Raw genomic sequence first — 12,380 nt, 5'->3', positions numbered from 1 at the left:
ACGATAGCGGTGTGCTGTTCATCGACGTGGTGCGGGTGTCGGAGGCGGTCACTCGGACGTCGGCCCGGCTGGGCAAGATCGGCCACCTGGCCGAGCTGCTGAGCCGCGTGCCGCCCGAGGAGGCGGAGATCGCGATCTCCTACCTGTCCGGCGAGCTGCCGCAGCGGCAGGTCGGCGTCGGCTGGCGCGCCCTGCAGGAGCTGCCGCCGCCCAAGCTCGTGGCCACGGCGACGCTCACCGACGTCGACGCGCTGCTCAGCCGGATCAAGGCGGTCGCCGGGCCGGGCTCGCAGGCCATGCGCAAGGCGCTGGTCGACGAGCTGTTCGCCGGGCTCACCACGCAGGAGCAGGCGTTCCTGGTCCGGCTGCTGAGCGGCGAGCTGCGCCAGGGCGCGCTCGAAGGGGTCATGATCGAGGCCGTCGCCAAGGCCTCCGGCGCGCCGGCCGCCGAGGTCCGCCGGGCGCTCACGCTGCGCGGCTGGCTGCCCGCGGTGGGCGCCGCCGCGCTGTCGGGCGGCGTGGCAGCGCTGCGGGCGGTCAAGCTGGAGGTGGGGCGGGCGGTCGCGCCGATGCTCGCGGGCAGCGCGCCCAACGTCGCGGCCGCCCTGGAGAAGGTCGGCGGCACGGCGGCGCTGGAGTGGAAGCTCGACGGCATCCGCGTCCAGACGCACCGCTCCGGCCAGGAGGTCAAGGTCTTCACCCGCACGCTCGACCAGATCACCCGCCAGGTCCCCGAGCTCGTCGAGGCGGTCCTCGCCCTCCCGGCCGCCGACATCGTCCTCGACGGCGAGGTCATCGCGCTGCGTCCCGACGGCCGCCCGCACCCGTTCCAGGTCACGGCGAGCCGGGCGACCACCAAGAACGACGTGGCGCGGCTGCGGGAGACGACGCCGCTGAGCGTGTTCTTCTTCGACCTGCTGCGGCTGGACGGGCGGGATCTGCTGGACGAGCCGTACTCCGTGCGCCAGGAGGCGCTCGCGCGGGTCGTCCCCGCCGAACTGATCACTCCGCGGCTGGTCACGCAGGACGTGGCGGAGGCCGAGAAGTGGTTCGCCGACGCGGTCAGGGCGGGGCACGAGGGGCTGGTGGTCAAGTCGCCGGCCTCCGTCTACGCGGCCGGACGGCGCGGATCGGGATGGATCAAGGTCAAGCCCCGGCACACGCTCGACCTGGTGGTGCTGGCCGCCGAGTGGGGGCACGGGCGGCGCGAGGGCTGGCTGTCCAACCTGCACCTGGGCGCCCGAGACCCCGACACGGGCGGGTTCGTGATGCTCGGCAAGACGTTCAAGGGGCTGACGGACGAGCTGCTGACGTGGCAGACGGAGCGGTTCCTGGAGATCGCGGACGGGCCGACCGACTCGTGGGTGGTGAAGGTACGGCCCGAGCTGGTGGTGGAGATCGCGTTCGACGGGGTGCAGCATTCGCCGCGCTATCCCGGGGGGATGGCTCTGCGGTTCGCCCGGGTGTTGCGGTATCGGCCGGACAAGCGGCCGGAGGACGCGGACACGGTGGAGACCGTCAGGTCGTTGATGTTGTCAGCTTCTCGGCCGTAAACGACCGAGCTTGCAGCTCCTCGCCGTACATGGAGTGCACGGTCTGGTCCGCGTCAGGCAGCGTGACTCACTGCCCAGCCCGTCTCACCGCGTGAGGCGATGGTGCGGGCTGCGTTGACGTCGGCGTGCTCAGCGAAGCCGCACGACGTACACGAGAAGGTGGCCTGGTCGGGCCGGTTGCGTTTATCGATGTGATGGCAGGCGGAGCATTCCTGGGAGGTGTAGGCCGCCTTCACGAAGATCACGGCCACCCCGGCCCTGGCGGCCTTGGAGGTGATGAAGGCTCCCAGTTGATGGAAACTCCACGAGTGCAGGGTGACCCGCTGGGGCTTGCGAAGCCGTACCCGCTCGCGGATACCGCCCAGATCTTCCAGAGCGATCCCGCGTCCGGTGCGTTCTGCCTCGGTCACGATCTGCTTGGCGATGGCGTGGTCGACCTGCGCGGCGAGCCGCGCTTCCTTACGGCGCCGCCGCTTGAGTAGCCGCTTGGCCGACTTGGTCTTCTTGGCCTGCAGGCGGCGGCGCAGTTCGCGGTGGCGGTGGCGCAAGGCGTTCAGGTGCTTGCCGCTGTGTCGGATGCCGTCGCTGGTCGTGGCGATGTTGGCGATGCCCAGATCCACCCCGGCGAAGCCGTCGGGGGCGGCCACGGGGCGATCGGGCACCTCCACGGTGGCGTACAGATACCAGGCCCCCTCCCGCCAGATCAGGTCCGACTCGCCACGCCGATGCTCGGCGAGCAGGGCGAGTTGCCGGGCCGAGCCCGTGAAGGCGACGGCTTTCAGCCGCCCGGCCACCGTCCAGATCGACACCGTCCGGGTGGCGTGCTGCCAGGACAGGCAGCGGTCATCGTAGGGCTGGGCAGCGCGGGAGCGAAAGACGATCGGCCGGGTCTCTGCCGCCCGTCGCCGCCGCGAGCCGGGCTTGCCGAGGTTGCCGACCGCCAGGTTGGCGTGCAGCGTCCGGTAGGCGTCGGCAACCTTCTTGATCACATGCTGGGCGGCCTGGGCGGCCAGCCCGAACTCCGCCTTGATCCGCGCGTAGGCGTGTTTGCGCAGGTCGAAGTTGCGGAAGCAGCGCTGCTGGTGGGCGATGCGGGCGACCAGTGTCGCGGCCCGGTTGACGGTATGCAGGGTGGCCTCCAACGCCGCCGCCTGCTCGGGCGTCGGCAATGGCTTCACCTGCACCACCAGCCTCACAATCGAACACACTATCGTTCGGTCCACGTCGCCGCGGTGGGAACCGAACCCCGATATCCAACGAGGCCGCAGCATGGTCTACCGCCTGGACGCCCCCTTGGCCTTCACACCCATGTATCGGCGGAAGGTGTTCATCGACGAGATCCTGCGCCGCTGCGGGGACATCACGATCGAGGTGTGACAGCTTCGGCACCGCCCTGGTGGAGTTCAACGGCGAGCACGACCATGTCCATCTGCTGGTCCACTACCCGCCCAAGGTCGCCTTGCCGGTTCTGGTCAACAGCCTCAAGGGCGTCTCATCCAGGCTGCTGAGCAAGGAATACCCCGGTCATATCGGCAAATATCTGTGGGGCGGCCACCTCTGGCCCCCCTCCTACCTCGCCGTCTCCCGCGGCGGCGCCCCTGTCGATCATCAAAGAGTACATCGGAAACCAGAGGCGTCCGGACACAAAACCCCAGGTTCGGGGGAGCGACTCCTCCCGGCGTAAACGCCCGAGGTTCCTCGCTAGACGCCGCTGAACGGGCGCCGTCCTGGCGGCGGCTGCAGCGCTCCGCGACTGCTGTCCTGGTGGCCGCTGTCCTGAACGGCTCGCGTCCGTCTGCTCTGCCCCGGCACTTCACGTTGACCCCGGCGCAAGAGGGCGCATCGGCTCGTCTCAGCTCATTGCCAGGTCCTGACCACCACGCCATTCACGGTCTTGAACTGCTGTTATGCCACGGCTGGCGGCCCGCCACCGCACCCGCGGCACGGTCCGGACCAGGAGCCCGCCGGAGCCTTTGTGGCCCTCGATGACCTTGCAATCAAGATTGCCCCATAAGTGATAAATATCACGTTTTGTCCGTTTAATTTGCCATTGGCTGGTTCACTCCGCATAGGTTCGACCCCGTTGCGGGTTTCGCTTTGCCCGCCCATGGGACTTGGCTGACGTTCCTTCCGGCCAGGTCCTTGTCCTTGTCCCCGATCTAGGACCGTGGTTCTCCTTGGGCCAGCATTCCAGCAAGCCGTCTCGTCAGTTCACCCCCGTCAAGCGCGGCTGGACCGCCGTCGCGGCCGGTGCCGCGGTGCTCGCCGCCGCCTCCACCGCCGCCTGGGCCACCGTGGCCCGCGACGAGGCACCGGCGGCCAGCGCCATGAAGACCACCGCGGGCGCGCCGTCGAGCAGCGCCTCCCTCCGCCAGCCCCTCGACGCGGCGCCCTCCACGACGGCCTCGACCACGCCGCTTCCCACCTCCTCCCCGGCGCGGCAGCCGAACTCGGCCGCGCGCCCCGCCGCCCCGCGTACCCCCGCGGCGACCGCCTCCCCGTCGTCGAACAAGGGCGCCCTCGCCAAGCCGCTGCCCGCCAAGGCGACCCCCGCGAAGGCGAAGCCCCGCAAGCGGGTCATCGCCTCCGGCGCCTGCGGCGCCTCCTACTACGCCGAAGGCCAGATGACCGCCAGCGGCGAGCGCTTCAACCCCTCCGCGATGACGGCAGCCCACAAGACCCTGCCCATGGGCAGCAAGGTCAGGGTGACGAACCCGTCGAACGGCGACTCGGTGGTCGTGCGCATCAACGACCGTGGCCCGTACGTCGGGGGCCGCTGCCTCGACCTGTCCAGGGCCGCCTTCGACGCCATCGGGAACCTCGGCTCCGGGGTCATGCGGGTGAAGTACGAGGTCCTGGCACGCTGAGCCAGGCCATGCCCAGCGTTGGGGCCTCCCGTCACCTTCCGTGTGCGGGAACGCCCCAGCGCTCGCCCTGAGCCACCCCCACGCCCACCTTTGTGCGGATGGACCGTACCGGCATGCCGCTCCTTCAGTGATGAGCGCTCAGTGATGAGGGCTAAGTGATGAGGGCTAAGTGATGAGGGCTAAGTGATGAGGGCTCATCGGGTCGGCCGCTGGCGAGTGGCCGACCGCTCGTCGTTCGACCGCTGGTCAGGGCGGCCTGGCAGCGGTCGAGGCAATGGCGGTGCCGGAGCCGGTCATGGTTCACCGGGGTTAGACCACACATGGCTGGTCACACACGGCCCGTCACGCGGTCGGTCACACGTCTGCGAACTCGGCACAGCTGCGAACTCGGCCAGGCACCGAGGCCGGACACCGAGATCAAGCAGCGGGACCAGGCACCGGGACCAGGCAGCGAGCTGAGGCGTGCGGCCGCATCTTGAGGCGGCCAATCGACCGCAGGTCGGGCAGGTCGGGCAGGTCGACGGCAGGTCGCCGCGTCACAAGGCCCCGAGCGGCAGAACCCCCTACCTCACCAGGCGCAAAGTCATCGGGTAGCGGAAATTGCTCTCCGACAGTGCCGAGATGCCGCCCGCGACCGCCAGGACGAACGCCGCCACCAACACGACCGGGACGAGCACGACGCCGACGACCGTGATGGGCAGCAGGATCGTGGCGCCGAGCACCGTGATCTGGAAGTTCAAGGACTCCACCGCGTGGGCGCGGACATAGGGCGACGTCTTGCCCGCGGTCAGCAGCAGGATCAGCGGGCCCACGATGGGGAGGCCGACCGCGGCGAGCCAGTGTGACACCGCCGCGCCCAGGCGCTCGTTGCTTTCCGTGTGGCCGGACGGGCGGTGCATCGCCACGGGCGCGGGCCTGACCATCGGAGCCGGGCGCGTGCCGTACAGCTCCTGCATGATGGGCATGAGGTCGGCATGCGTCCTGGCCGTCATCGCGCGCTCGAGCCGGTCGTCGAACTCGAGCTTGTCGAACCGGCCCTCCGCGTAGGCGGCCTTGACGTGCTCCACCACGTTCTCGCGATCCTGGTTGCCGACGCGCAGCTGCTCCATGGGCACCTGTCCCGGCATCGGAGGTGGTGTGGGCGCCCCTGCCATGCGAGCCATGCCGTTCCCTTCAGATCGAGCGTTGTCCTCCCATCGTGCCTCCCGCCGGAGTTTCAGACATCGGGGCGAACCCCGAAGTGTCCCCTAATAAGCCCCGACGCGCCGGGCTGCATGACGATATAAAAAGGAGTCATGAGATGGCGTGACCGCTATGGACTCCGGCGCCTGCGTGGACCGAAGGTCGCGAGGTTCGACCGCGAGGCGACCGACTCCGACATCGAAGCGCTCATCGCCTTCGCCAAATCCAGGCGCGGCGTCGAGTTCTACGTCGAACCCGAGACGTTCGCGACCGACACCACCGCCGTCGCCGTGGCCGACGACGGCGAATGGACCCGGCGGCGCGTCGGTTCCCCCGCGGTCATCCGCAAGGTCGCCCATGGTCTGGGCCTCCCCGTGTATGACGTGAACCTCACCGGATATCCGGCCCGCATGCGCGCGTACAACGAGCGCCGCCGTCGCGAAGAGACCTGAGCCGGCCGTTTTTCGAAACTTTCGAAACGCGACAGGAGTACGGCGTCGCGCCGCATGGCGAATTTCCGTGTCCTCCCGCCACGGCGTTTGACGAACGCGCTGCTCAGCTCGCGAGTACGGATCGGCGACGGCAAGAGAATTCCGGTCATGGGTAAGGCGGGTCGTCGGCGTGGCGCGCAATGGAGCGGCGTTGCCCTCGCGCGGTCGGGCCGGCGTCGTCGAGCAGCTCCAGCATGGGAATCAGCCAGGCCGCGGTGGGCGTGCCCATGGTCGCGTCGAGCTCCGACGGCGTCGGCATGCGCTCCGTCAGCAGCCGGGGCGCCAGCAGATTGTCCAGGGCGTGCCGGAGCAGCACCGCCATGGAGTAGTCAGGGTCGATCGCCAGGGCGCGCTCCAGCGCGATGGAGGCCAGGACGCAGTCGCCCGTGCGCCAGGACGCCATGGCGAGGAGCGAGGCGGCCGGCGGGACGAAGCGAGGCTCCATTCGCCGCGTGAGGTCCTTCCAGAGGGCGAGATGGGACTCGGTGGACAGGGTCCAGGCCTCGTCGCGCACCCGCACCACGGCCAGGTCGAAGCCCAGGCGGGCGGCCTGCCGGTCGTCGAGCCGCCCGCCCGCCGCGGCGAGGGCGAGGCTTTCGTGGACCCGCGCCAGGCCCTCGGCGACGAGCTCCTTGGCGAGGGTGTCGGGGTCGCGGCACGCGGACATCCGGGTGGCCAGACAGGCGGCGGCCTCGGCGGTCGCGCGGCGCATGGCCAGCCGTACCGGGCCGGTCGAGGGGGCGACGACGCGCTCCAGGCTCTCCCGGTCGGGATGCGCGACCATGCCCTTGAGGGTGGCGCGGGCGGCGACCTCGGTGGTCGTCGAGTCGTACGGCGTGCCGTCGGGCGGGCAGCAGCCGGGGAGGTCGCAGGTATACGACCAGAACCGGCCGCCCTCGGCTCGCAGCGCCTCGGTGACGGGAGTGCCGTGCCCGGCCGCGACCCGTCTCAGCTCGTCGGTCGCCGGAGTGACCAGGGGGCCGGGGCCGTAGCCGACGGCGATGAGGTGCGTGATGCCCTCACGCCGGACGAGCCCGCCGAGCGGCGCGAGGGCGTCGTCGGGGAGCGGGAGGCCCCATCGGGCCGTGAACTGCAGGCGCGTGTGGACCAGCCCCAGGACGATGAGGCTGTCGGCGGGGTGGAACCCCAGAAGGTAGGGCACAGCGGCCAGGATGTCGAACGGGCTGGTGAGGCTGAGCGGGGCCTCGGCGGCGTCGGTGGTCATGGGCCATGAGGGTGCCGGATCGGGACGGCGGCCCGGCCGCCGAAAGCCGCTCTGGGGATAACCGCGAGGCCGTCGCCCGCCGCTGGGGATAACGGCGACGCCGTCCGCCCGCTGCGGCAGACCGCGAGGCCGTCGTCCGCCCGCTGGGGCGACAGCGATGCTGTGGTCCGCCCGCCGGGGACTGCCGCCGCCCCGCCGTCACACGGCCCGCGGCGCCAGCCGGTTGCGCACCAGCAGGGCCGCGCCCGCGACGGCGGCCGGCATGACGAGCACCGCGAGCAGCGGGATCAGGAACAGCAGGAAGACCGGCACGCCGAACCCCAGGGCCAGCGGCAGGTTCTTCCTGAGCAGGGCGAAGCGCGCCTTGCGGGCCAGCCCGCGGCGCTCCATGGCCAGCGTCGTGAGCTCCACTGTCAGGAAAAATCCGGAAATGGCGGCCCCGATCACCGGCACCACCGTCTGCCCGACGACCGGAACGAACCCCAGCACGAACAACGGAACCGTGAACAGCAGCACATAGAACAACGTCACCAGGCTGTCACGGATGGACCGCGGCAGGGTCCGCCACCAGGGCTGCTCCTCGTGCCCCGGCACCGGGTCCACCTCCCCCGACAGCCGCTCGTAGAACGGCTCCCCGATCGCCAGGGTCAGCGCCGCGAACGTGATCACCGCCAGCGCCAGCCCGCCCAGGAAGATGACGAAGCCCAGCGCCGTGCGGAACGCATCGCGCCAGCTCCACGAGTCGGCGAAGGGCGTGAGGGCGTCGGCGATGTCGAAGGCGTAGATCCCCAGCAGCACCAGCGCGGCCACATACACCGCGAACGCGATCACCGCCGGGATCAGCCCGAACAGCCACCACCGACCGTTCCTGGCCACCCAGCCGAGCCCCTGGAAGAAGCACCCGACCCCGCCGAAGAACTCACGCATGGCCAGAAACCTAGCGCCAGAAGTCGGTCACCGCGTACCCGAGATCCTCCAGCAGCGAGCGCACCAGCGGCAGCGAGAGGCCCAGCACGTTCCCGTGGTCGCCGTCGATGCGCTCCACGAACCACCCGCCGTAGCCGTCCAGCGAGAAACCCCCGGCCAGGCCCAGCGGCTCGCCGGTCGCCACGTAGGCCGCGATCTCCTCCTCCGACGGCGTCCCGAACCGCACGACGGTCGCCGCCTCGGCCGCGACCTCCCGCCCCGCGGCCACGTCGATCAGGCAGTGCCCGGTGATCAGCCGCCCGGTCCGGCCGCGCATCATCCGCCACCGCTCGACGGCCACCTCGGCGGTGCCCGGCTTGCCGTACGGCCTGCCGTCGAGCTCCAGGACCGAGTCGCAGCCGATCACCACGCCCTCCGACAGCCCGGCGGCGACCTTGCGCGCCTTCTCCTGGGCGAGGCGGAGCGCGAGCTGGGCGGGCGTGGGCGCGGTGATCGCCTCCTCGTCGACACCGCTGACGATCACCTTGGGATCTATGCCCGCGCCGCGCAGGAGCGCCAGCCGGGCACTGGAAGCCGAGGCCAGGACGATCATCGCCCCAGCCTACCAACGGTCCACGGCCCGCCCGGCGGCCCCGTGTCCCCTTCCGGGTACGGCCTGCCCTCCCGCATCCCCTCCGCGTACGGCCCGCGCTACTGCGTCTCGTCCGGATACGGCCGGGGCCCGTCGCCGAATCCGCCCAGCACGGCGTTCAGCAGCCCGCCCAGCGCGTTGGAGATCGCCGAGGTCTCCCGCCTGAGCTCCCCGGCCACCTGGCCCGCGTCCATGTCCTGCCGCCGCACGCGGTCCGCCAGCAGGGACATCACCATCGGAGCGATCAGGGGCAGCAGCCTCATGATGGCCCTCCTGTCGATCCCGGCGAACTTGGAGATGCCGGCGGCCACCCGCATGATCCCCTGCTCGCCCAGGACGTGGTCGAGGATGCCCTGCCCGTCCCTGCTCAGCGCGTGGACGTCGGCGGTGAAGGGGTTGCGCTGAGCGTGCTCGTCGAGGGCGCTGAGCAGGGCGTGCGCGCCTTCGAGCTCCCGGGCGTTGCGGGCCATGCCACCGACGATGGCGCCGGTCGCCGCCTCGATCACCTGGCGCGCCATGGCCAGGTCGGTGCCGAGGAGGCCGGCGATCTGCTCTAGGCCGGACTGGCCCAGCTGCTCAAGGAGCTCGTCGTTGAGTGTCACGGCAGTCCCCCGATCGTCGCTCTGGTGGAGCGTCCCCGGGGATTGATCGAGGGACCTACCGGTGATCGCCAAATTACGCCAAGGGCGGGACGCCTACTCCGTCTTCCTGGGCAGCCCCGCCGCGGCGTAGGCCGCCTCCTCGTCCAGCGTCTCGTGCTCCAGCAGGGCCTCGACGATCGCGTCCAGCCGCTCCCGGTTCTCCTTCAGCAGCCGCACGGCCTGCTCGTAGCACTCGTCCACGATCCGCCGGACCTCGTCGTCCACCGCCGCCAGCGTCGCGGGCGCGGCCTGCGGCTGGCCCTCGCTCGGCAGGATCGTCAGCGGCCCGATCTTCTCCGACATCCCCCAGCGCCCGACCATGCCGCGGGCGATCATCGTGACCTGCTCCAGGTCGCTCTCCGACCCCGTGGTGATCACGCCGTAGACGACCTCCTCGGCGGCCATCCCGCCCAGCGCGCCGATGATGCGGCCCCGGAGGTAGTCGTAGTCGTAGTTGTACCGGTCCGTGTCGGGCGTCGACAGGGTCACCCCGAGCGCCCGCCCGCGGGGGATGATCGAGATCTTCCGCACCGGGTCGGCGCCCGGCTGAAGCATGCCGAGCAGGGCGTGGCCCGCCTCGTGGTAGGCGGTCCGCCTGCGCTCCTCCTCCGGCATGACGATGCTGCGGGCCGCGCCGAGCTGGAGCTTCTCCAGCGCGTCGGCGAAGTCGGCCATGGAGACCTTCTCCTTGCCCCGCTTGGCGGCCAGGAGGGCGGCCTCGTTGACGAGGTTGGCCAGGTCGGCGCCGGTCATCCCGGGCGAGGTCTTGGCGAGCTGCTCCAGGGAGACGTCGGCGTCCAGTGGCACCCCGCGCGTGTGGACCTTGAGGATCTCGGCGCGTCCCTTGGCGTCGGGCGGGGAGACCACCACGGTGCGGTCGAAGCGCCCGGGACGCAGCAGGGCGGGATCCAGCACCTCGGGGCGGTTCGTCGCGCCGATCACGATGACGCCCTCGGCGCCGGAGAAGCCGTCCATCTCGGTGAGGATCTGGTTGAGCGTCTGCTCCCGCTCGTCGTGGCCGCCGATGCCGCTGGCGCCGCCGCGGGCGCGGCCGATGGCGTCGATCTCGTCGATGAAGATGATCGACGGCGCGACCTTGCGCGCCTCCTCGAACAGGTCGCGCACCCGCGAGGCGCCGACGCCGACGATCATCTCGATGAACTCCGAGGCGCTGGCGGAGAAGAACGGCACATTGGCCTCTCCGGCGACCGCGCGGGCCAGCAGCGTCTTGCCGGTGCCGGGCGGGCCGGCGAGCAGGATGCCCTTGGGCAGCTTGGCCCCCAGCCGGCGGTACTTGGCCGGGTCCTTGAGGTAGTCGACGATCTCGACCAGCTCGGCCTCGACCTCGTCGATGCCCGCGACGTCGTCGAAGTTGACGCGCACCTTCCCGGCCTCGACCGGTTTGGCCGCCTTGGACTTGCCGAGCCCGGCCAGCCCGCCGCCGCCCATGAGGCTGGCGCCGCGTCGCATGATCCACACCCACAGGCCGACCAGCAGCAGCACGGGCAGCAGCGACAGCACCAGGTTCCAGAACAGGCCGCGGCCCTGCGTGGGCGACTCGGCGACGATCTGCACGCCCTTGCCGACGAGGCTCTGGTAGAGCTGCTCGTCGCTGGCGAAGACGGGGATCTCGGTGACGAACTTGGTGTAGGCGCGGTTGTCGTCGGGGTCGGTGGCCGGCTGCTTCAGCACGCCCTCGACCGAGTAGCCGGTCGCGTAGACCTCCTTGACGTTCCCGGCGTTCACCTGCGTGGTGAACTGGGTGTAGGAGATCGTCTCCGGTGCGTCGGCGTCGAAGAAGGACGAGATCAGGAAGAAGACCGCGTAGACCGCCAGCAGCGTCAGCGCGAACCGCATCCAGTTGATCTTCGGGCGTCCGCCCGGCGTGCCGGGGAGGCCTTCGGCCCGCCACGGCTTCGGCTTGTCCTTGTCCTGTTCCTGTGCCGGCGGGCCAGAGCGCTCCACGGCCACCTCCCCCTTGCGATCACTCACTTCGAGCCTATGGCACGCACGGCGCCCGCGATGCGGGCCACGTGCCGCCATTGGCTCTTGCGCGAGTCGGGGACGGTGACGAACGCCATGCCGGGCTTGGCCCCGCCGCCGTCGACCACGGCGACCGCGGCGAGCGAGGAGCGCCTGCCGTACACGACGCGGTAGACCAGCAGCCAGCCCTTGGAGACGCGCTGGGAGGCGACCCACCTGATCCTGGCGCCCTTGGGGTGGTGGTTGAGCGTCCAGCGGGCGGTCAGCAGGGCGGTGTCGCGGATCTCGCGCTGCGGCTCGATGGGCACGGGCGCGGTGACGAACATGGCCTTCGTCCCGCGGATGACCTGCCTGGTCTCGAACGGGCCCGAGCCGTACCGGCTCCACGGCCTGCCCAGGCGCGGCAGGAGCAGTCCCGAGCGGCTGTCCTTGACGGAGGGGACCTTCAGCCGGGCGGCGGCCTTGAGCGGGAGGCGTTCGGGCAGGCCGGGGACGCGGGGGTCGGCCTGCAGGGCCTCCATGGCGGTGTAGCCGGGCGCGAGCCTGGCCCCCTTGGTCGGCGCCGGCCTCGCGCCGGGCGTCGGCGAGGCGCTGGGCGGCGGCGACGCGCCCGCGGCCACGGACGGCTCCACGGACGGCACGGCGGAGCCGGACGAGGACGGCACCGCCGATGGCGCGGCGACCGGCCGTGCCGACCCCTCCTCCGGCGCTCCCTGCCCAAGCGAGGGCACCAGCCAGGCCAGCGCGCCGAGCACGACGGCCGCCACGGCCAGCCCCCGGTAGACCACCTTCATCCGCAGATCGCCGATGAGGGACCGCTTGGGAGGGGAAGTCACGACTCGAGGACCCACGGTCTCACCTTCCCCATCGAGCACGATCG

General features: G+C 71.0%; 11 protein-coding genes and 1 pseudogene. 4 read left to right on the top strand and 8 right to left on the bottom strand.

Features of this window, described 5'->3' with window-relative positions; all coding sequences use genetic code 11:
- Positions 1 to 11 precede the first annotated feature (11 nt).
- Positions 12 to 1,553: an ATP-dependent DNA ligase gene (locus BSB02_RS26915; protein WP_084963184.1), complete on the top strand. Its 1,542-nt coding sequence runs from the start codon at positions 12 to 14 to the stop codon at positions 1,551 to 1,553.
- Between the two features lie 53 nt (positions 1,554 to 1,606).
- Here BSB02_RS26915 and BSB02_RS26910 read toward each other — a convergent pair whose 3' ends face one another.
- Positions 1,607 to 2,749, bottom strand: a complete 1,143-nt coding sequence (locus BSB02_RS26910; protein WP_084963182.1) for an RNA-guided endonuclease InsQ/TnpB family protein — start codon at positions 2,747 to 2,749, stop codon at positions 1,607 to 1,609.
- Positions 2,750 to 2,822: 73 nt separating this feature from the next.
- Here BSB02_RS26910 and tnpA point away from each other — a divergent pair.
- Positions 2,823 to 3,268, top strand: a pseudogene (gene tnpA, locus BSB02_RS26905) (IS200/IS605 family transposase).
- A gap of 462 nt (positions 3,269 to 3,730) precedes the next feature.
- Positions 3,731 to 4,420: a septal ring lytic transglycosylase RlpA family protein gene (locus BSB02_RS42520; RefSeq protein ID WP_240506672.1), complete on the top strand. Its 690-nt coding sequence runs from the start codon at positions 3,731 to 3,733 to the stop codon at positions 4,418 to 4,420.
- A gap of 563 nt (positions 4,421 to 4,983) precedes the next feature.
- Here BSB02_RS42520 and BSB02_RS26895 read toward each other — a convergent pair.
- Positions 4,984 to 5,547, bottom strand: a complete 564-nt coding sequence (locus BSB02_RS26895; protein ID WP_240506671.1) for a DUF1707 and DUF4870 domain-containing protein — start codon at positions 5,545 to 5,547, stop codon at positions 4,984 to 4,986.
- A gap of 168 nt (positions 5,548 to 5,715) precedes the next feature.
- On the opposite strand from BSB02_RS26895, the gene BSB02_RS26890 reads away from it, so the two are divergent.
- Entirely contained in the window at positions 5,716 to 6,054 is a 339-nt protein-coding gene (locus BSB02_RS26890) for a hypothetical protein (protein WP_084963178.1), read from the top strand.
- Between the two features lie 145 nt (positions 6,055 to 6,199).
- Here the strand turns inward: BSB02_RS26890 and BSB02_RS26885 are convergent, their stop codons facing one another.
- The 6 genes from BSB02_RS26885 to BSB02_RS39930 all read right to left on the bottom strand — a co-directional run bounded on the left by BSB02_RS26885 (position 6,200) and on the right by BSB02_RS39930 (position 12,351).
- Positions 6,200 to 7,318 carry a DUF4192 domain-containing protein gene (locus BSB02_RS26885; protein WP_084963175.1) on the bottom strand — a complete coding sequence of 373 codons (1,119 nt, stop codon included), beginning with the start codon at positions 7,316 to 7,318 and terminating at the stop codon, positions 6,200 to 6,202.
- 198 nt (positions 7,319 to 7,516) lie between these two features.
- A complete protein-coding gene (locus BSB02_RS26880; RefSeq protein WP_084963173.1) occupies positions 7,517 to 8,245 on the bottom strand; it encodes an EI24 domain-containing protein in 729 nt (242 codons plus the stop codon).
- 10 nt (positions 8,246 to 8,255) lie between these two features.
- Positions 8,256 to 8,837, bottom strand: a complete 582-nt coding sequence (locus tag BSB02_RS26875) for a Maf family protein (RefSeq protein ID WP_084963171.1) — start codon at positions 8,835 to 8,837, stop codon at positions 8,256 to 8,258.
- Between the two features lie 98 nt (positions 8,838 to 8,935).
- Positions 8,936 to 9,478, bottom strand: coding sequence for a DUF937 domain-containing protein (locus BSB02_RS26870; RefSeq protein WP_158088733.1), 543 nt, complete (start codon positions 9,476 to 9,478; stop codon positions 8,936 to 8,938).
- Positions 9,479 to 9,571: 93 nt separating this feature from the next.
- Complete coding sequence (gene ftsH / locus BSB02_RS26865) at positions 9,572 to 11,509, bottom strand: ATP-dependent zinc metalloprotease FtsH (RefSeq protein ID WP_276206358.1); 1,938 nt, start codon at positions 11,507 to 11,509, stop codon at positions 9,572 to 9,574.
- Positions 11,506 to 12,351, bottom strand: coding sequence for a hypothetical protein (locus BSB02_RS39930; RefSeq protein WP_143591199.1), 846 nt, complete (start codon positions 12,349 to 12,351; stop codon positions 11,506 to 11,508). The genes ftsH and BSB02_RS39930 overlap by 4 nt, the downstream gene beginning before the upstream one ends.
- Between the last annotated feature and the right edge of the window lie 29 nt (positions 12,352 to 12,380).

The sequence above is a fragment of the Thermoactinospora rubra genome, from assembly GCF_002093975.1.
GTDB lineage: Bacteria > Actinomycetota > Actinomycetes > Streptosporangiales > Streptosporangiaceae > Nonomuraea > Nonomuraea rubra_A.
This window is presented reverse-complemented; position numbering and strand designations above follow the sequence as displayed.

Excerpts from the sequence above, each read along its gene's own strand:
- BSB02_RS26895 (WP_240506671.1), bottom strand. The coding sequence starts at position 5,547 with ATGCCGGGACAGGTGCCCATGGAGCAGCTGCGCGTCGGCAACCAGGAT.
- BSB02_RS26890 (WP_084963178.1), top strand. The coding sequence starts at position 5,716 with ATGAGATGGCGTGACCGCTATGGACTCCGGCGCCTGCGTGGACCGAAG.
- BSB02_RS26885 (WP_084963175.1), bottom strand. The coding sequence starts at position 7,318 with ATGACCACCGACGCCGCCGAGGCCCCGCTCAGCCTCACCAGCCCGTTC.
- BSB02_RS26880 (WP_084963173.1), bottom strand. The coding sequence starts at position 8,245 with ATGCGTGAGTTCTTCGGCGGGGTCGGGTGCTTCTTCCAGGGGCTCGGC.
- BSB02_RS26875 (WP_084963171.1), bottom strand. The coding sequence starts at position 8,837 with ATGATCGTCCTGGCCTCGGCTTCCAGTGCCCGGCTGGCGCTCCTGCGC.